Source organism: Streptomyces apricus (assembly GCF_008369065.1).
GTDB classification, from domain to species: Bacteria; Actinomycetota; Actinomycetes; order Streptomycetales; family Streptomycetaceae; genus Streptomyces; species Streptomyces apricus.
Genome location: NZ_VDFC01000015.1, coordinates 231587 through 250828 on the forward strand (window position 1 = coordinate 231587; position 19242 = coordinate 250828).

Here is a 19242-nt window from a genome sequence, read left to right on the forward strand (position 1 = left end):
CCTGCTCCTGTCCCCGTTCCTGCGAAGCCTCCCGCGGATGCCAGGGAGGCCGAGGCTCCCTCGGACCGTCTCCCGCCGCTCCCGCTGCTGCCGCCCTGCTCCTGTCCCCGTTCCTGCGAAGCCTCCCGCGGATGCCAGGGAGGCCGAGGCTCCCTCGGACCGTCTCCCGCCGCTCCCGCTGCTGCCGCCGCCCGTTCCGGCCGGGGCGCCGGACGGCCCGCCCCCCGTCTCGTCCCATTCGACGCGGGCGACCACGACCTGCCAGTGCGGGGCCGCACCGAGCCCCGGCAGCAGCACGGGCGCCGCGACCCGCAGCCGCGCCGCGATCTCGGCGGGCGCCGCCCCGCTCTGCACCAGCTCCAGCACCTCCTGCGCGAGCCGGCGCCGCACGGTGCGCGCCGCGTCCCGGCGCTCCCGCTCCACGGCGATCAGCTGCGTCACGCCCTCCAGCAGGTCCAGCCGTTCCGCGGGCCAGTCCCCGGCGTCCGCCTCGACCGCGAGCAGCCACTCCGACAGCACCGTCTCGCGTACGTCGCGCGCGCCCGCCGTACCGCCGCGGCCGACGCCGCGCACCGGGAACAGCGAGTACGTGGCCGGGCCGACCGTCACCCGGTACGGCCCGCGCCGCCCCGAACGGACCCCCGCGAGGTGCTCGCCGGCCAGCGCCGCGCGGACCCCCGCGGGCAGCGGCGCCTGCGCGAGGTGCGAGCCCGCCACGAGGCGCCCGGCGGGGGAGAGCACCCAGGCCCGCAGGTCCAGGTCGGAACCGAGCAGGTCGAGCACCACGTCCGGGCCGCCGCCGGCCGGCCCCGCGGTCATCATCCGGCGGTGCCGGTCCACCACGGCCGCCAGGTCCCCGGCCCGCTCCCCGGAGACCTGCCGCACGACGTGCTCGGTGATCGTCGCGAAGGCCACCGACTCGTTGACGGCGAACAGCGGCAGCCGGTGCCTGGCACAGGCCGTCACCAGGTCGTCAGGGATCGCGCCCAGTTCGGCCTCGCCCGCGGCCAGCGCCGTGACCCCGGCACCCGCGAGGATCCGTACGAACGGTTCGGAGTCGCCCGGGCCGCGGCGCCAGGCGAGGCCCGTGAGGACCAGCTCGCCGCCCGAGAGGTACCGGCTCGGGTCCCGCAGGTCCGTGGTCATCACCCCCCGCACGGTGCGGTCCAGCTCGTCCTGGCCGCCGAGCAGCCGCAGGCCCAGCGCGTCCGTGTCCAGCAGTGCGCGCAGCCGCATCTCGTCGCCGCCGTTCTGTCTCGAAAACTGTGGTGGATGGAGAACCGATGGAAGGGGTCGAACCGATGAAGAGGTGTGAGGGGGGAGGAGAAGCAGATGGAGGAGCGGACGGAGGGGAGAGGGGAGGAACCGACGATGGGGAGCAGTCAGGCCGATTCCGGCCGGTGGCCGACGCGCAGGGGACCGCGTCCGACGTTTCCGAGGGAAAGCCGAGAGGTTACCGATGACCCCCGTTCATACGAATCTACAAGATGCGCGCCCTGGCCAGCCAACTCCTTCATGGTTTCGGTGACTGACCCCGTTGGCGGAACGCGCTGTGTACTGGCTCCCATCCACGTGAACACCTCATGAACGAGCCGGGCCCGCCGCACACGATCTGGCTTGATCAGCACGCTCCACGAGACGAAGAAGAGAGCCGGTCATGGACTTCCTTCGCCCCGCCAGCTGGGAGGAAGCGCTCGCCGCCAAGGCAGCGCACCCCACCGCTGTGCCGATTGCGGGCGGCACCGACGTGATGGTCGAGATCAACTTCGACCACCGCCGGCCCGAGTACCTGCTGGACCTGAACCGGATCGGAGAGCTGGGCGACTGGGAGGTCGGCGAGGAGTCGGTCCGCCTGGGCGCCTCGGTCCCCTACACGGCGATCATGGACCACCTGCGCGGCGAACTGCCGGGCCTGGCCCTGGCCTCCCACACCGTGGCCTCCCCCCAGATCCGCAACCGCGGCGGGGTCGGCGGCAACCTGGGCACCGCCTCCCCGGCCGGCGACGCCCACCCCGCCCTGCTCGCGGCCGGCGCCGAGGTCGAGGCCGAGTCCGTCCGGGGCTCGCGGCTCATCCCCATCGACGACTTCTACACCGGGGTGAAGCGCAACGCACTCGCCCCCGACGAGCTGATCCGGGCCGTCCACATCAAGAAGGCGGCCGGACCGCAGCAGTACTCGAAGGTCGGCACCCGCAACGCCATGGTGATCGCGGTGTGCGCCTTCGGCCTGGCCCTGCACCCCGACACCCGCACGGTCCGCACCGGCATCGGCTCCGCCGCCCCCACCCCCGTACGGGCCCGGGCGGCCGAGGACTTCCTGAACGCGGCGCTCGAAGAGGGCGGCTTCTGGGACAACGGCAAGATCATCACCCCGTCGGTGGCCAAGCAGTTCGCCGAGCTGTGCTCCGGCGCCTGCAACCCCATCGACGACGTCCGGGGCACGGCGAGCTACCGCCGCCATGCGGTGGGCGTCATGGCCCGCCGCACCCTGACCTGGACCTGGGAGTCCTACCGCGGCACCGACGGCACGGCACAGCAGAAGGGCAGGGTCGCGTAATGCGCGTCAGTTTCACGGTGAACGGCCGTCCCCAGGAGGCCGACGACGTGTGGGAGGGCGAGTCCCTGCTGTACGTGCTGCGGGAGCGCATGGGCCTGCCGGGCTCGAAGAACGCCTGCGAGCAGGGCGAGTGCGGTTCCTGCACGGTCCGCCTCGACGGCGTGCCGGTGTGTTCGTGCCTGGTCGCCGCCGGACAGGTCGAGGGCCGTGACGTCGTCACGGTCGAGGGCCTGGCGGACTTCGCCGAACAGCGCGCGGAGCACGGCGGGTGCGCCTCCGCGGCCCCCGGTTCCTGCGGTACGTCCCTGGACGCGGCCAGGCGCTGGGAGGCCCGCCCCGCGGACTCGCAGACCGGCGGGGACACCGCGCTCGCCCCCATCCAGCAGGCGTTTATCGACGCCGGGGCCGTCCAGTGCGGCTTCTGCACCCCCGGCCTGCTGGTCGCGGCCGACGAGATGCTGGAGCGCAACCCGACCCCGACCGACGCGGACATCCGCGAGGCGCTCTCGGGCAACCTCTGCCGCTGCACCGGCTACGAGAAGATCATGGACGCGGTCCGCCTGGCGGCGGCCCGGCAGGGAGAGGCGGCCCGCCGATGACCACCGACACGACCGCCGCCACGGCCACCGGCACCAGGGGCCCTGTCACCGCCAGCGCCCCTGTCGGCACCCCCACGAAGGTCACCCAGGGTGCGGGGACCAAGGGCGGGATCGGCGAGTCCACCCTCCGCCCGGACGGCACCCTCAAGGTCACCGGCGAGTTCGCCTACTCCTCCGACATGTGGCACGAGGACATGCTGTGGGGCCAGATCCTGCGCTCCCCGGTCGCGCACGCGCGGATCCTCTCCATCGACACCGGCGAGGCCCTCGCGACACCCGGCGTGTACGCCGTCCTGACCTACGACGACCTGCCGACCGCCGTGAAGAACTACGGCCTGGAGATCCAGGACACCCCGGTCCTCGCCCACGGCCGCGTGCGCCACCACGGCGAACCCGTCGCGATCGTGGCCGCCGACCACCCGGAGACCGCCCGCCGGGCCGCCGCCAAGATCAAGGTGGAGTACCGCGAACTGCCGGTCGTCACCGACGAGGCCAGCGCCACGGCCCCCGGTGCCCCGCTCCTGCACGAGGACCGCGACGACCACCACATCGGCCACGTGTCCCACCCGAACATCGTCCACCGCCAGCCGATCGTCCGCGGCGACGTGGAGGCGGCCCGCCGGCGCGCCGACCACATCGTCGAGGGCGAGTACACCTTCGGAATGCAGGACCAGGCGTTCCTGGGCCCCGAGTCGGGCCTCGCCGTGCCCGCCGAGGACGGCGGCGTCGACCTGTACGTCGCCACCCAGTGGCTCCACTCCGACCTGCGCCAGATCGCCCCGGTGCTCGGCCTGCCCGAGGACAAGGTCCGGATGACGCTCTCCGGCGTCGGCGGCGCGTTCGGCGGGCGCGAGGACCTGTCGATGCAGATCCACGCCTGCCTGCTGGCACTGCGCACGGGCAAGCCCGTCAAGATCGTCTACAACCGCTTCGAGTCCTTCTTCGGGCATGTCCACCGCCACCCCGCCAAGCTGCACTACGAGCACGGGGCGACGAAGGACGGCAAGCTGACCCACATGAAGTGCCGGATCGTCCTGGACGGCGGCGCGTACGCCTCCGCGTCCCCGGCGGTCGTCGGCAACGCGGCATCCCTGGCGGTCGGCCCGTACGTCCTCGAAGACGTCGACATCGAAGCGATCGCCCTCTACTCCAACAACCCGCCCTGCGGCGCCATGCGCGGCTTCGGCGCCGTCCAGGCGTGCTTCGCCTACGAGGCGCAGATGGACAAGCTCGCGGACGCGGTGGGCATGGACCGGGTCGAGTTCCGGCAGCTCAACGCCATGTCGCAGGGCACGCTCATGCCGACCGGCCAGCGCGTCGACTCGCCCGCCCCGGTCGCCGAACTGCTGCGCCGCGTCAAGGCGATGCCGATGCCGCCCGAGCAGCAGTGGCTCGCGGCCGGCGAGCAGGCGGACGTCCGCCAGCTGCCCGGTGGCCTCTCCAACACCACCCACGGCGAAGGCGTCGTCCGCGGCGTCGGCTACGCGGTCGGCATCAAGAACGTCGGCTTCTCCGAGGGCTTCGACGACTACTCGACCGCCAGGGTGCGCATGGAGGTCGTCGGCGGCGAACCCGTGGCAACCGTCCACACCGCGATGGCGGAGGTCGGTCAGGGGGGTGTCACCGTCCACGCGCAGATCGCCCGCACCGAACTTGGCGTCGCCCAGGTGACGATCCAGCCGGCCGACACACAGGTGGGGTCCGCCGGTTCGACCTCGGCGTCCCGGCAGACGTACGTCACCGGCGGCGCCGTGAAGAACGCCTGCGAGCTGGTCCGCGAGCAGGTCCTGGAGATCGGCCGCCGCAGGTTCGGCACGTACCACCCCGCCTGGGCCACCGCCGAACTGCTCCTGGAGGGCGGCAAGGTCGTCACCGACGGCGGCGAGGTCCTGGCCGACCTGGTGGACGTGCTGGAGGACGAGGCCGTCGAGGTCGAGGAGGAGTGGCGGCACCGGCCGACCGAGGCCTTCGACCTGCGCACCGGACAGGGCAACGGCCACGTCCAGTACTCGTTCGCCGCCCACCGCGCCGTCGTCGAGGTGGACACCGAGCTGGGCCTGGTGAAGGTCGTCGAACTGGCCTGCGCGCAGGACGTCGGCAAGGCGCTCAACCCGCTGTCCGTCATCGGCCAGATCCAGGGCGGTACGACCCAGGGCCTGGGCATCGCGGTGATGGAGGAGATCATCGTCGACCCGAAGACGGCGAAGGTCAGGAACCCCTCCTTCACCGACTACCTCATCCCGACGATCCTCGACACGCCGACCATCCCCGTCGACGTGCTCGAACTCGCCGACGACCACGCGCCGTACGGGCTGCGCGGCATAGGCGAGGCCCCGACCCTGTCGTCGACCCCGGCCGTCCTCGCGGCAATCCGCAACGCGACGGGCCTGGACCTCAACAGAACCCCGGTCCGCCCGGAACACCTGACGAACCAGTCATAGCCACCCGCCGCCCGCCATTGCTGTGGGCAGGCGTTCCGCAAGGGCGGAACGGGTGGGCACAGCGAGGGCGACCCCGGTGCCGGGTGACCGTTCGATCAACGGCACCCGGTACCCGCTCAAGTACAGCACCGCGTCTCGTCTCGGGCCGTCCCCCGGGTCGTGCACCTTCCCAAAACCCGCGCCGCCACGACGGTGTCCGCGGGTGCCCCTATGAACCTTGGGAGAAGGCACCATGGCCCAGCAGTCCCTGGAGCCCAGGACCACCGCCGACGACGCGGGTGAAGGAACCCGCGTCCCGGCCGGCCGGTCCTGGCTCGACCGCTACTTCCACATCTCCCCGCGGGGGAGCACGGTCGCGCGTGAGGTGCGCGGCGGCGTCACCACCTTCATGGCGATGGCGTACATCCTCCTCCTCAACCCCCTCATCCTGTCCGGCAAGGACGCGGCGGGGAACACGCTCGGCCAGCAGGCGCTGATCACCGCGACGGCGTTCGCGGCGGCCCTCACCACGCTCCTGATGGGCTTCGTCGGCAAGGTGCCGCTCGCCCTCGCCGCGGGACTGTCCGTCTCGGGCGTCCTGTCCTCGCAGGTCGCGCCCCAGATGACCTGGCCGCAGGCGATGGGCATGTGCGTGATGTACGGCGTGGTCATCATGCTCCTGGTGGTCACCGGGCTGCGCGAGATGATCATGAACGCGATCCCGCTGGCGCTGAAGCACGCGATCACCATGGGCATCGGCCTGTTCGTCGCCCTCATCGGGCTGGTGAAGGCGGGCTTCGTCCACCCGGGCAAGGCGACCCCGGTCTCCCTCGGCGCGACGGGTGAGCTGGCCGGCTGGCCGGTGCTGCTCTTCGCCGTCACGCTGCTCGCCATCTTCATGCTCCAGGCGCGCGGCGTCCCCGGCGCGATCCTGATCGGCATCGTCGGCGGCACCGTCCTCGCCGTCGTGCTCAACGCACTGGACGTCATCGACCCGAAGCAGTGGGCCGCCGGGGCGCCCGAGTGGCACGGCAGCGCGGTGTCGATGCCGGACTTCTCGATCTTCGGCGACGTCGAGTTCGGCGGCTGGGGCGAGGTCGGCGCGATGACGGTCGGCATGATCGTCTTCACGCTCGTCCTCGCCGGGTTCTTCGACGCGATGGCCACCATCATCGGCGTCGGCACCGAGGCCGGGCTCGCCGACGACAAGGGCCGGATGCCGGGCCTGTCCAAGGCGCTGTTCATCGACGGCGCGGGCGGGGCGATCGGCGGCGTCTCGGGCGCCTCCGGCCAGACGGTGTTCGTGGAGTCCGCGACCGGGGTCGGGGAGGGCGCCCGTACGGGGCTGTCCTCGGTCGTCACCGGCCTGTTCTTCGCGGCCTGCCTCTTCTTCACCCCGCTGACGGCGCTCGTCCCCGGGGAGGTCGCGGCGGCGGCCCTGGTCGTCATCGGCGCCATGATGATGACCAACGCCCGCCACGTGGACTGGGCCGACCGCGCCACCGCGGTCCCGGTCTTCCTGACCGTCGTGATCATGCCGTTCACGTACTCCATCACGGCGGGGGTGGCGGCCGGGGTCATCAGTTACGTCGCCATCAAGATCGCGCAAGGGCGGGCGCGGGAGATCGGGGCGTTCATGTGGGCCCTGACGGCGATCTTCCTCGTCTTCTTCGCCCTGAACCCGATAGAGAGCTGGCTGGGCGTCCACTAGCCGCGCCCGGGTACGGGCCCCGTGAGGGGCGCGGGGAACCGCGCGACCGGCCACGACGCACCCGCAGGAAGAAGGAGACCGACAGATGCTGGACATCGCCCAAGACCTGCAGCGCTGGGTCGCGGAGGGCCGCGACTTCGCCGTGGCCACCGTGGTGGCCGTCGGCGGCAGCGCCCCCCGCCGTCCCGGCGCCGCCCTGGCCGTGGACGCCGCCGGCACGGCGATCGGCTCGGTCTCCGGCGGCTGCGTGGAGGGCGCGGTCTACGACCTGTGCCGGCAGGCGCTGGAGGACGGGGAGCCGGTCCTCGAACGCTTCGGGTACAGCGACGAGGACGCCTTCGCGGTGGGCCTGACGTGCGGCGGGGTCATCGACGTCCTGGTGACCCCGGTGCACGCCTGCGCACCCGTCCGCGAGGTGTTCGCTTCGGCCCTGTCCGCCGCCGCGTGCGGGGAGGCGGCGGCGCTGGCACGCGTCGTCTCCGGGCCGGAGTCCCTGCTCGGCCGCGCCCTCCTCGTACGCCCCGGCGGCTCCGAAGGCTCGTACGAGGGCGGGTTCGGGGCGCATCCCGAGCTGGACCGCACGGTGGCGGAGGAGGCGCGGGCCTTCCTGGACGCGGGGCGCACCGGCACCCTGGAGACAGGGGAGCAGGGCTCGCGTTGCGGAGCACCGCTCACCGTGCTGGTCGAGTCCTCGGTGCCGCCGCCCCGGATGATCGTCTTCGGGGCGATCGACTTCGCCTCCGCCCTGGTCCGCGTCGGCACGTTCCTGAACTACCGCGTGACGGTGTGCGACGCGCGGCCCGTCTTCGCGACGGCCGCGCGCTTCCCGGAGGCGGACGAGATCGTCGTCGAGTGGCCACACAGGTACCTGGAGCGCACGGAGGTCGACGCCCGCACGGTCCTGTGCGTGCTGACGCACGACGCCAAGTTCGACGTGCCCCTCCTCGAACTCGCGCTGCGGCTGCCGGTCGCGTACGTCGGGGCGATGGGCTCGCGCCGGACGCACCTCGACCGCAACGAACGCCTCCGGGAGGTGGGCGTCACCGAGTTGGAGCTGGCGCGGCTGCGCTCGCCCATCGGCCTCGACCTCGGCGCCCGTACGCCCGAGGAGACCGCGCTGTCCATCGCCGCGGAGATCGTCGCGAACCGGCGGGGCGGCAGCGGGCTGTCGCTGACCGGGGCGCACACGCCGATCCACCACGACGCCTCGCCGGGGCCGGGGCCGGTGTCGGCGCCGGTGTCGGCGCGGCGCATCGGGTCGGTGGCCTGACACCGGCGGGGCACCCGTCCGACGGCCGGCGGGGGTGTCAGAGGTGGGCGAGGAGCCGTTCCAGCGGGCGGGGCGTGCGGTCGAGGTCCRGGCCGGCGACGAGTTCGCGGGCGTACTGGGCCTTGCGGCCGGCGTGGGTGCCCATGAAGCGGTGCAGATGCTGCTCCACGGTCCAGCTCCGTTGCGCGGGCTGGTTCTGGAAGGTGCGGAACGCGCGCAACTCGCCCTGTTCCTCGACCACTTGCTGGATGACGTCGGCGCCCAGCGAGCGGATCAGCTCGTCCTCCAGGTCCGCGTCGCACAGATAGAACCCGAGCGACTCCAGCTTCCCGGCGGTGAGGTCGGAGCCGATCCCGGCCCGCTCCAGCGCACGCCGGAAGAACCGCTCCTCGCCGACGTCGCACAGACCGGCCAGCCGTACGTCGAGCCCCTGCGGCCCGCACAGGTCGACGAACCGCCCGATGCTCATCGCGCCGCCGAGCGGCACCACCGCGACCCCCTCCGCGTCGAGGTCCCGGCCCTGCCGGGCGGCCAGTGCCTCGACGGCGACCTGGTCGCTGCCGCCCTCGACGAGCACGACCGTGCGCAGCCCGGCGTACGAGGGGCGGACCCGGTGTCCGGGCCGCCCGCACCGGAGCCGGCGGCCCGGGACACCTGCCCGCCGCCCGCCCCACCTGCATCACTCCCGGCGTCACGCGCGTCGGTGACGCCCGCCCCGGCGCTCCGGCCGGCTCCGGCATGTTCTGCGGACCCGGCGTCCGTGCCGGACGGCGCGGATCCAGGGGCGGCGTCCGGGGCCGTCGCCCCCGGGTCGGCCGCCGACGGCTCATGCTTGGTCCACGGATCGTCGACTCCGGGGCCGGCGGTCTCCGCTATGTGATCGGCGGCAGGGGCTGCCGCCGCGGGCCSGGTGGGGCCGCTGCCCCCGGGTCCGGTCGCCCGCGACGCCTGCTCGGCGCCGGGGCCCGCCGCTCCGTGCGCGGCAGCGGACGGTTCACCGGTGGCACCCGCCCCGGCGCTCCGGCCGCCTCCGGTACGTCCTGCGGACCCGGCCTCCCGCCCGGTCCCCACGTCCCCGCCGAACTCCGCGCAGGCACCGGCCTCGGCGGGATCGCCGTCCCGGGCCGGGCCACCACACTCGGCGGAGCCGCCGGAGCCGCCGGGAGCGTCGAGCTCGGCGGGAGTGCTGGACGCGACAGGAGCGCCGGACGCGCCGGGAGCCTCGGGCTCGGCGGAGTCGGCAGGCTCGGCCCAGCCGCCGGGCTCGGTCGAGTTGTCGGGGGCGCCCGGGCCCGCGGGGCCGGTGTCAGACAGTGGTACCCGTAGCAGCGTCCCGCACGGGCAGCCCAGTTCCGGGCGGGGCCACTGGTCCGCGCGGCCGCAGACGGTGCAGGGCACCGTCACCCAGTCGTCGTCCCAGGTGTGGTGGGTGACGGACTCGGGGCGGGCCCGCGCATCGAGCAGCGGCACGACCGGCGCCCCGCACACGCACGGGTACACCGGCGCCGCATAGACATGCTCCCGCCGGCAGGCCGGGCAAACGACCGGAACGCTCTCGGCCATGACTCTCTCCAGGACACCGTGACACCGACACCACACGGGGACGGCCCCACCATCGTCCTCCGGAACCGCCCTCTCCGGCAGCGAATCGGCCCGACACCCCAGGACCGGTGCGCCCGCGCGCCCGCCGTTCACTCTTGACGCCCCCCGGCCCCCGACCTACATTGCTTCCAGATAGTAGAAGTTACTTTCCGCAATACGGAATTTGAAGCTCTCCGCAGGGCGCGAGGGGAGCCCGAATCCCCGGCCGAAGCAGGAGTACGCAATGGCTCGTATGACCGCTGCCCGCGCGGCAGTCGAAATCCTCAAGCGGGAAGGCGTCGCCCACGCGTTCGGCGTGCCGGGCGCGGCGATCAACCCCTTCTACGCGGCGCTCAAGGCCGCCGGCGGCATCGGCCACACCCTGGCCCGCCACGTCGAGGGCGCCTCCCACATGGCGGAGGGCTACACCCGCACCGCGCCCGGCAACATCGGTGTCTGCATCGGGACGTCGGGCCCCGCCGGCACCGACATGATCACCGGTCTGTACTCCGCCACCGGCGACTCCGTCCCGATCCTGTGCATCACGGGACAGGCCCCGACCTCCGTGATCCACAAGGAGGACTTCCAGGCCGTCGACATCGCCTCGATCGCCACGCCGGTCACCAAGATGGCGGTCACCGTCCTGGAGGCCGCCCAGGTCCCCGGCGTCTTCCAGCAGGCCTTCCACCTGATGCGCTCGGCCCGCCCGGGCCCGGTCCTCATCGACCTGCCGGTCGACGTGCAGCTCACGGAGATCGAGTTCGACCCGCAGACCTACGAGCCGCTGCCGGTCTACAAGCCGGCCGCGACCCGCCCCCAGATCGAGAAGGCGCTCGCGCTGCTCAACGAGTCGGAGCGGCCGCTGATCGTCGCGGGCGGCGGCGTCATCAACGCCGACGCCTGCGAACTCCTCGTCGAGTTCGCCGAGTTGACCGGCGTCCCGGTCGTCCCCACGCTCATGGGCTGGGGCACCCTCCCCGACGACCACGAGCTGAACGCCGGCATGGTGGGCCTGCAGACCTCGCACCGCTACGGCAACGCGACGTTCCTGGAGTCCGACTTCGTCCTCGGCATCGGCAACCGCTGGGCCAACCGCCACACCGGCCGGCTCGACGTCTACACGGCGGGCCGCACGTTCGTGCACGTCGACATCGAGCCCACCCAGATCGGCCGGATCTTCGCCCCCGACTACGGCATCGCCTCCGACGCGAAGGCCGCGCTGGAGCTGTTCGTCGAGGTGGGCAGGGAGATGAAGGCCGCGGGCAGGCTGCCGGACCGGTCCGCGTGGGCCGAGGCCGCCCAGCACCGGAAGGCCTCGCTCCAGCGGCGTACCCACTTCGACGACGTCCCCATCAAGCCGCAGCGCGTCTACGAGGAGATGAACAAGGCCTTCGGCCCCGAGACGCGGTACGTCACCACCATCGGCCTCTCGCAGATCGCCGGCGCGCAGATGCTGCACGTCCACCGGCCGCGGCACTGGATCAACTGCGGCCAGGCCGGCCCCCTCGGCTGGACCGTCCCGGCCGCGCTGGGCGTCGCGAAGGCCGACCCGGGGGCGCAGGTGGTCGCGCTCTCCGGCGACTACGACTTCCAGTTCATGATCGAGGAGCTGGCCGTCGGGGCCCAGCACCGGATTCCGTACGTCCACGTGCTCGTCAACAACGCCTACCTGGGGCTCATCCGGCAGGCCCAGCGGGCGTTCGACATCGACTTCCAGGTCAACCTGGAGTTCGAGAACATCAACTCGCCCGAGCTGGGCGTGTACGGGGTCGACCACGTCAAGGTCGTCGAGGGGCTCGGCTGCAAGGCGATCCGGGTCACCGACCCGGCCGGGCTGGGCGCCGCCTTCGAGCAGGCGAAGAAGCTCGCGGCCGAGTTCCAGGTGCCGGTGGTGGTGGAGGCGGTGCTGGAGCGCGTCACCAACATCTCGATGTCCACGACCAACGACATCGGCAACGTGGTGGAGTTCGAGGAGCTCGCGACCGAGCCGTGGCACGCGCCGACCTCCGTCAAACCCCTGAAGGTGTGAGCCGGGCCCCCGGAGGGGGGTGAGCGCCGGGCGTGCCCGGACGGAGTCGAGGCCCCCGCCCTGGTGAACCAGGGCGGGGGCCTCGCGCCGTGTTCAGTGCCTGCCGCCCCCGCGGCGGCCCGGAACCGGTCCGGCTCCCCCGTGCTCTCCCCCGTGCGGTGTACCGCGTACGGCCACCGTCACCGCGGTGGACGGCCCGCCGCGCGGTATCGCTGCCGCGTACGGCTCGCGCCGGAGCGCGAAGATGCAGCCGCTCATGCGTCCCACCCCCGTCTCAGGACCAGCCCGCGGTGATTCCCCCGTCGGGGCCCGCCGCCCCCGTGCCGGCGGGCCCCATGTGCTGAGAATGTGCCTCCAGCACAGTGAGTTGAAGCCCCGGAGGCCATCTTCAGAGGTTGATTTGAGGGTTCCGTAGGAGGCGTACGCCCACCGCCGTACACCCGCCTCCGTACGTCCACCGCCGTACGCCTACCGGTGTACGGGGGAACGGCGAGAAGCGCCGCGTACGGGACCGTCCGTACGCGGCGCTCAAGGATGAGGCCGGGACCGCGGCGGCGCGACGGCGCCGGGGGCACCCTCCTCATCCTGTCGAGGAAGGGGCACCGGAACCTTCACCACCGCACTGGCTCGCACACCGCCGCGGTCCCTGCCCCGCCCGTCCGTCCCGTGGGCCACCCCTCATCCGGGTCCACGGTCCGCACGGGCGGCGCGCCCGGGACCCGACCTCCCGTCAGGTCCCGTGCGCCGTACTGGGGTTGGTGCCGGGCGGCGCCGCCGCCTGGGCGCGACAGGACTGATGTCGGCACCGGCGCCGCCCGGGTCTGTGGGGGCGGGCGGTCAGACCCGCGCGCCGGACAGGCGCTCGACCGCGCGCAGCAGCGCGGAGTGGTCCAGGCCGCCGTCGCCCTGGGCGCGCAGCGACGCCACGAGCTGGGCGACCACGACCCCGACGGGCAGCGCGGCACCGACATTGCGGGCGGCGTCCGTGACGATGCCCATGTCCTTGTGGTGCAGGTCGATGCGGAAGCCCGGCCTGAAGTCGCGCTGCAGGAAGTTGTCCTTCTTGCGGGTGAGCACGGTCGAACCGGCGAGGCCGCCGTTCAGGACGTCGAGGGCGGCCCGCAGGTCGACCCCCGACTTCTCCAGGAAGACCACGGCCTCGGCGCACGCCTGGATGTTCACGGCGACGATCAGCTGGTTCGCGGCCTTCACGGTCTGCCCCGAGCCGTGCGGCCCGCACAGCACGACGGTCCTGCCCAGCGCCTCGAAGATCGGCCGGGCCCGGTCGAAGTCGGCCTGCTCGCCGCCGACCATGATGGACAGCACGGCCTCGACCGCACCGGCCTCGCCGCCGGACACCGGGGCGTCCAGGACCCGGATGCCCTTGTCCCTCGCCGCCGCCGCCAGGTCCACGGAGGTCTGCGGGGTGATGGAGGACATGTCGATCAGGAGGGCGCCGGAGCGCGCGTTCTCCAGGATGCCGTCGGGCCCGTACGCGATGGCCTCGACCTGCGGGGAGGCCGGCACCATCGTGATGACGACGTCGGCGTCCCGCACGGCCTCGGCGATGGAGCCGGCCGCCGTGCCGCCGGCGGCGGTCAGCCGGTCCAGCTTGTCCTGCTCCAGGGTGAACCCGGTGACGTCGTACCCGGCCTTGACCAGGTTCTCCGACATGGGGGAGCCCATGATGCCGAGGCCGATCCAGGCGATCGCCGGACGGGGGGTGCCGGAACTGTCGGCGGGGTTGCTCATGGTGAGGGTGCCTCTCTGACTGCGGTTCTGCGTCCGGGAGTTGCCGCTCAGCGAGCGGTGTGGGTGGGGTGGGTGGGCGGGGCCGGCGGCGCGGACGGTCCGGGCGGCGCGGGCCCCGCGCGGGAGCCAGTCGAACGTCTCGGCGCTCGGCCGGTCGCCCGGCTTGTACTCCAGGCCGACCCAGCCCTCGTAGCCCCGCTCGCGCAGCAGCCCGAGCAGCTCCGCCAGCGGGAGCGAGCCGGTGCCGGGGGCGCCGCGGCCCGGGTCGTCGGCGATCTGGACGTGGCCGGTCCGCGCGGCGTACCGCTCGATCACCGACGGGAGGTCCTCGCCGTTCCTGGACAGGTGGTAGAGGTCCATCAGGAACCTGGCGTTGCCGAGCCCCGTCGCCTCGTTGACCCGGTCGACGACGGCGACCGCGGCGGGGGCGCTCACCAGCGGATACCGCGGCGACTCCGGTGCGTTGAGGGCCTCGACCAGCAAGGCCGCGCCGATCTGGTCGGCCGCGCGGGCCGCCAGGACGAGGTTCTCCAGGGCCAGTTCGTCCTGCTCGGCCGGATCGACGCCCTCGACGCGGTTGCCGTACAGGGCGTTGAGCGCCGTGCACCCCAGCGCGTGCGCGAAGTCCGCGGCCACGTCGACGTTCGCGCGGAACCGCTCGGACTCCTCGCCGGGCAGCGACAGCGCGCCCCGGTCCGGACCCGGCAGCTGCCCGGCGTAGAAGTTAAGGCCGATCAGCTGTACGCCCGCGTCCTCGATCGCCGCCTTCAGGGCGTCGAGCTCCGCGCGCGGGGGAGTGGGGGTGTCGGTCCAGGGCCACCAGAGCTCGACCGCGGTGAAGCCCGCTGCCGCTGCCGCCGCGGGGCGCTCCAGGAGCGGGAGCTCGGTGAAGAGGATCGACAGGTTGACGTCGAAGCGCTGCTCTGCGGCCGCGTCCGTCGAGAAGCCGGGCATAGGGGTCGGCGCTCCCTTCCGTGTCGGGCAGATCCGCCGTATGTTATTCCGTATAGCGGAAGTTAGTTTCTGCTTGATGGAAAGGCTGCCCGTGTGGGCCGACCTTGTCAAGGGGAGTCGGCGGGAAATGCGAGGKGGGCTAGGGTCGCCTTGCGGTCGGCCGGACCGGTCCGCCGGCGGACACAGGCCGGAGCGATGTCATGGGGGCGCAGTGCGTTTGAGAGKGGAGTTCACGACCGAGCCCTTCGACCTCGACGAGGCACCGCCGCACGCGCTGGTCGCCCGCGAGGTCCTCGAAGGGGCGGAGCTGGACGCGGTGGACGTCGGCCCGTTCGGCAACACCGCCGAGGGCGGCGCGGACGCGGTGCTCACCGCGGTCGACGCGCTGCTGCGCCGGGCCCTGGACGCGGGCGCCACCCGGGTCTCGTTGCAGGTCAACGTGGTCGGGGAGGAGGGCAGATGACCGCGTCCGCGGACGACCCCTTCGTCTCGGCCGTCAAACCGCTGGTCGACGCCATGGGCGCCGAGATGCTCCCGCCCGACCAGGCCGGCCCCGACGACGTGGTGCTCTCCTGGCAGGGCGCGGACGTGGTGGCCGTGCGGCTGCCGCAGCTCGCCGACTCGCTGGACCACATCCTGGCCGCCCTGGAGCGCAAGCGCGGCAAGCCCCTGGCCGACCTGGACCGCAAGGCCAAGCAGGAGGTCGTACGGATCCTGGAGGCCCGCGGGGCCTTCTCCGTGCGGCACGGCGTGGAGACCGTGGCGAGCGCGCTCGGGGTCTCCCGGTTCACGGTCTACAACTATCTAAACCGGGAGAAAGGCGCCTGAACGGACGCCGCCGTCCGGTGACAGGCGTTTGTTACCCGGATTTTTCAACAAAGTGTTGACGCGCAGTTTCCGAGGGCGTTAGCTGGCCGCAGCCCGTCCAGCACAAGGCCACGGAGGCTTCCCGTGACGTCGAGTACGACACCCGGCGGTCTCGCCCGGTTCAACACCCTGGAGGAACGGGCGGCCCTCGCCGCCCTGCACGAGGTGTGCGCCTCCGAGGCCTGGGCGCACCGCCTGGTCGCCCGGCGCCCGTACGCCACCGCGGACGAACTCTTCGCGGCGAACGACGCCGCCGTGGCCGGCCTGACCGACGCCGACCTGGCGCAGGCGATGGCCGGACACCCGCCGATCGGACGCCCGAAGCCGGGCGACCCGACCTCCTCGCGCGAACAGCGCGGCATGGCGGGCGCCCCGGACGCCCTCAAGGCGGAGATGCTCGAACTGAACCTGGAGTACCAGGAGAGGTTCGGCCATGTCTTCCTGATCTGCGCGACCGGCCTCACCGGCGAGCAGCTGCGCGACGCGGTCAAGGAGCGGATCGGCAACACGCCGGGACGGGAGCGCGAGATCGTGCGCACCGAACTCGGCAGGATCAACCGCATCCGCCTCGCCCCCCTCGTCGAACAGGACGCATCCGCATGAGCACCGACACCACCGCCTCCGTGTCCACGCACATCCTGGACACCAGCGCCGGACGCCCCGCCGGCGGGGTCCGCGTCCGGCTCGCGGCCCGTGGCGGACGCACGGCGCACTGGCAGCAGCTCGGCGGCTCCGCGACCGACGCCGACGGGCGCTGCAAGGACCTGCCGGCCCTGCCGCAGGGCACCACACACGTACGGCTCGACTTCGCGGTCGAGGCGTACTTCGAGAAGAAACAGGCCGAGGCGCAGCAGGACGCCCCCGCGAACCGGGACAGCGGTGCCGCACAGGTGTTCTTCCCCGAGGTGGCGATCACGTTCGCCGTCACCCCGGGCGAGCACTACCACGTACCGCTGCTGCTCAACCCGTTCGGCTACTCCGTTTACCGAGGGAGCTAGCAGACACCATGACCACCCCTGCCCGTCCGGCCGTGCTGGCCCAGAACCAGTACGGCAAGGCCGAGAACCGCGTCGTCCGGATCACCCGGGACGGCGACACCCACCACATCAAGGACCTGAACGTCTCCGTCGCCCTCAGCGGCGACATGGAGGAGGTCCACTACTCGGGCTCCAACGCGAACGTGCTGCCGACGGACACCACCAAGAACACGGTGTACGCCTTCGCCAAGGAGCACGGCATCGAGTCCGCCGAGCAGTTCGGCATCCACCTCGCCCGGCACTTCGTCACCTCGCAGGAGCCGATCGGGCAGGCGCGCATCCGCATCGAGGAGTACTCCTGGCAGCGGATCGGGACCCCGGACAAGCAGCACTCCTTCGCCCGCGAGGGCCAGGAGACCCGCGTCACGCAGATCACCTACGACGGCTCCTCCTGGCAGGTCGTATCGGGCCTCAAGGACCTGGTCGTGCTGAACTCCACGGACTCCGAGTTCTGGGGCTACGTGAAGGACAAGTACACGACGCTGAAGGAGACCCACGACCGCATCCTCGCCACCGAGGTCTCCGCGCGCTGGCGGTTCGGCTGGACCGACGACGCACAGCCCGCCCCCGACTGGGAGGAGTCCTACGCGCAGGTACGCCGGCATCTCCTCGACGCCTTCGCCGAGACGTACTCGCTGTCGCTGCAGCAGACCCTCTACCAGATGGGCGCGCGGATCATCGAGCACCGCGACGAGATCGACGAGGTCCGCTTCTCGCTGCCGAACAAGCACCACTTCCTCGTCGACCTGGAGCCGTTCGGCCTCAAGAACGACAACGAGGTGTACTACGCCGCCGACCGGCCCTACGGCCTGATCGAGGCCACGGTCCTGCGGGACGGCCGCGAGGCGCTCATCCCGGTGGACCTCACCAACCTCTGACGCCCCTGCCCCGGTGAGCAACCCCCTTCACCAGCACTCCTCTTCGGCACCGCAGAAGGACGAACCATGGCAGCAGAACGGCGCGTCGTCATCGAGAACTGCTCGATCGCGACCGTGGACGCCGACGACACCGAGTACCCCACGGGCCACCTGGTCCTGGCGGGCGACCGCATCGAGTCGCTCGGCGCGGGCCGGGCCCCCGAAGGCCTGGAGAACGTCGTACGCCGGATCGACGCGACCGGCCACCTCGTCACCCCGGGCCTGGTCAACACCCACCACCACTTCTACCAGTGGATCACCCGCGGCCTCGCCACCGACCACAACCTCTTCGACTGGCTCGTCGCCCTCTACCCGACCTGGGCGCGCATCGACGAGCGCATGACGTACGCGGCGGCCCAGGGCTCCCTGGGCATGATGGTCCGCGGCGGGGTCACCACCGCCATGGACCACCACTACGTCTTCCCGCGCGGCTCCGGCGACCTGTCGGGCTCGATCATCCGCGCCGCACGCGAGATGGGCGTCCGCTTCACCCTCGCCCGCGGGTCCATGGACCGCAGCGAGAAGGACGGCGGGCTGCCGCCGGACTTCGCCGTGGAGAGCCTCGACGAGGCCCTCGCCGCGACCGAGGCGACCGTCGACGAGCACCACGACGCCTCCTTCGGCGCCATGACCCAGGTCGCCGTCGCCCCCTGCTCGCCGTTCTCCGTCTCCACCGAACTCATGCGCCAGGGAGCGGAACTGGCCCGGCGCAAGGGGGTGCGGCTGCACACCCACGGCTCGGAGACCGTCGAGGAGGAGCAGTTCTGCAAGGAGCTGTTCGGCATGGGCCCGACCGACTACTTCGAGTCGACCGGCTGGCTCGGCGAGGACGTGTGGATGGCGCACTGCGTCCACATGAACGACTCCGACATCGACGCCTTCGCCCGTACGCGGACCGGGGTGGCCCACTGCCCCTCCTCCAACGCCCGCCTGGCGGCCGGGATCGCCCGCGTCCCCGACCTGCTCGCGGCCGGCGTCCCCGTCGGCCTCGGCGTCGACGGCACGGCGTCCAACGAGTCCGGCGAACTCCACACCGAACTGCGCAACGCCCTCCTCGTCAACCGCCTCGGCGCCCACCGCGAGGCCGCCCTGAACGCCCGTCAGGCCCTGCGCCTGGGCACCTACGGCGGAGCCCAAGTCCTGGGCCGCGCACCGGAGATCGGCTCCCTGGAACCGGGCAAGCTCGCCGACCTGGTGCTGTGGAAGCTGGACACCCTGGCCCACGCCTCGATCGCCGACCCCGTCACCGCCCTCGTGTTCGGCGCCGCCGCACCGGTCACCGCCTCCTTCGTGAACGGCGAGCAGATCGTCGAGAACGGCCGGCTGCTGCGCGCCGACGAGGACGCCATCGCCCGCTCCACCCGGGACGAGGCACGGCGCCTCGCGCGGATCGCCGCGCAGGCCTGACCCCGTACCCGCCCAGATCCCCGGCCGAGGGGGACGGCCCTCGGCCGGTGGCCGCGGACCCCACCGGGTCCGCGGCGGCCGTCCCCGGGACGCGCACGCACACACACGCGCGTGCGCGTCCCGGACCGGTCCCTCCCGTCC

14 protein-coding genes and 2 pseudogenes are annotated in these 19242 nt (G+C 72.6%); 12 read left to right on the forward strand and 4 right to left on the reverse strand.

The features are described from left to right. A partial coding sequence (locus FGF04_RS06055) for a PucR family transcriptional regulator ligand-binding domain-containing protein (RefSeq protein WP_235882204.1) occupies positions 1 to 1236 on the reverse strand: 1236 nt, incomplete at its 3' end. 421 nt (positions 1237 to 1657) lie between these two features. Here FGF04_RS06055 and FGF04_RS06065 point away from each other — a divergent pair. The 5 genes from FGF04_RS06065 (at position 1658) to FGF04_RS06085 (ending at position 8557) form a co-directional block, all read left to right on the forward strand. Further along, positions 1658 to 2557 (forward strand): FAD binding domain-containing protein, encoded by a 900-nt coding sequence (locus tag FGF04_RS06065; protein WP_149510182.1) that lies wholly within the window; start codon positions 1658 to 1660, stop codon positions 2555 to 2557. Beyond that, complete coding sequence (locus FGF04_RS06070) at positions 2557 to 3156, forward strand: (2Fe-2S)-binding protein (RefSeq protein ID WP_149510183.1); 600 nt, start codon at positions 2557 to 2559, stop codon at positions 3154 to 3156. The genes FGF04_RS06065 and FGF04_RS06070 overlap by 1 nt, the downstream gene beginning before the upstream one ends. After that, complete coding sequence (locus FGF04_RS06075) at positions 3153 to 5597, forward strand: xanthine dehydrogenase family protein molybdopterin-binding subunit (protein WP_235882205.1); 2445 nt, start codon at positions 3153 to 3155, stop codon at positions 5595 to 5597. The genes FGF04_RS06070 and FGF04_RS06075 overlap by 4 nt, the downstream gene beginning before the upstream one ends. Before the next feature lie 232 nt (positions 5598 to 5829). Further along, on the forward strand, positions 5830 to 7287 hold the full coding sequence (locus FGF04_RS06080) for an NCS2 family permease (RefSeq protein WP_149510184.1): 1458 nt from the start codon (positions 5830 to 5832) through the stop codon (positions 7285 to 7287). Between the two features lie 85 nt (positions 7288 to 7372). Further along, complete coding sequence (locus FGF04_RS06085) at positions 7373 to 8557, forward strand: XdhC family protein (protein ID WP_149510185.1); 1185 nt, start codon at positions 7373 to 7375, stop codon at positions 8555 to 8557. 37 nt (positions 8558 to 8594) lie between these two features. On the opposite strand, the pseudogene FGF04_RS06090 reads toward FGF04_RS06085, so the two are convergent. Continuing rightward, positions 8595 to 9146, reverse strand: a pseudogene (locus tag FGF04_RS06090) (TOPRIM nucleotidyl transferase/hydrolase domain-containing protein); the annotation flags it as partial. A gap of 1236 nt (positions 9147 to 10382) precedes the next feature. Here FGF04_RS06090 and gcl point away from each other — a divergent pair. After that, complete coding sequence (gcl, locus tag FGF04_RS06100; RefSeq protein ID WP_149510186.1) at positions 10383 to 12167, forward strand: glyoxylate carboligase; 1785 nt, start codon at positions 10383 to 10385, stop codon at positions 12165 to 12167. Between the two features lie 837 nt (positions 12168 to 13004). Here gcl and FGF04_RS06105 read toward each other — a convergent pair. Both FGF04_RS06105 and FGF04_RS06110 read right to left on the reverse strand, forming a co-directional pair. Next, complete coding sequence (locus FGF04_RS06105) at positions 13005 to 13919, reverse strand: 2-hydroxy-3-oxopropionate reductase (protein WP_149510228.1); 915 nt, start codon at positions 13917 to 13919, stop codon at positions 13005 to 13007. A gap of 99 nt (positions 13920 to 14018) precedes the next feature. After that, positions 14019 to 14873, reverse strand: a pseudogene (locus FGF04_RS06110) (TIM barrel protein); the annotation flags it as partial. 211 nt (positions 14874 to 15084) lie between these two features. Between FGF04_RS06110 and FGF04_RS06115 the strand changes: the two are divergent. The 6 genes from FGF04_RS06115 to FGF04_RS06140 all read left to right on the forward strand — a co-directional run bounded on the left by FGF04_RS06115 (position 15085) and on the right by FGF04_RS06140 (position 19101). Continuing rightward, positions 15085 to 15336, forward strand: a complete 252-nt coding sequence (locus FGF04_RS06115; RefSeq protein ID WP_149510187.1) for a hypothetical protein — start codon at positions 15085 to 15087, stop codon at positions 15334 to 15336. Then, positions 15333 to 15701 (forward strand): helix-turn-helix domain-containing protein, encoded by a 369-nt coding sequence (locus FGF04_RS06120; RefSeq protein WP_149510188.1) that lies wholly within the window; start codon positions 15333 to 15335, stop codon positions 15699 to 15701. The genes FGF04_RS06115 and FGF04_RS06120 overlap by 4 nt, the downstream gene beginning before the upstream one ends. 123 nt (positions 15702 to 15824) lie before the next feature. Further along, complete coding sequence (gene uraD, locus FGF04_RS06125; RefSeq protein WP_149510189.1) at positions 15825 to 16343, forward strand: 2-oxo-4-hydroxy-4-carboxy-5-ureidoimidazoline decarboxylase; 519 nt, start codon at positions 15825 to 15827, stop codon at positions 16341 to 16343. Continuing rightward, the gene (gene uraH / locus FGF04_RS06130; protein ID WP_149510190.1) at positions 16340 to 16738 is read left to right on the forward strand and encodes a hydroxyisourate hydrolase; all 399 of its coding nucleotides are present in this window, start codon (positions 16340 to 16342) and stop codon (positions 16736 to 16738) included. The genes uraD and uraH overlap by 4 nt, the downstream gene beginning before the upstream one ends. Before the next feature lie 8 nt (positions 16739 to 16746). Next, a complete protein-coding gene (gene pucL, locus FGF04_RS06135; RefSeq protein ID WP_149510191.1) occupies positions 16747 to 17655 on the forward strand; it encodes a factor-independent urate hydroxylase in 909 nt (302 codons plus the stop codon). Between the two features lie 66 nt (positions 17656 to 17721). Further along, positions 17722 to 19101, forward strand: a complete 1380-nt coding sequence (locus FGF04_RS06140; protein ID WP_149510192.1) for an 8-oxoguanine deaminase — start codon at positions 17722 to 17724, stop codon at positions 19099 to 19101. Positions 19102 to 19242: the final 141 nt, after the last annotated feature.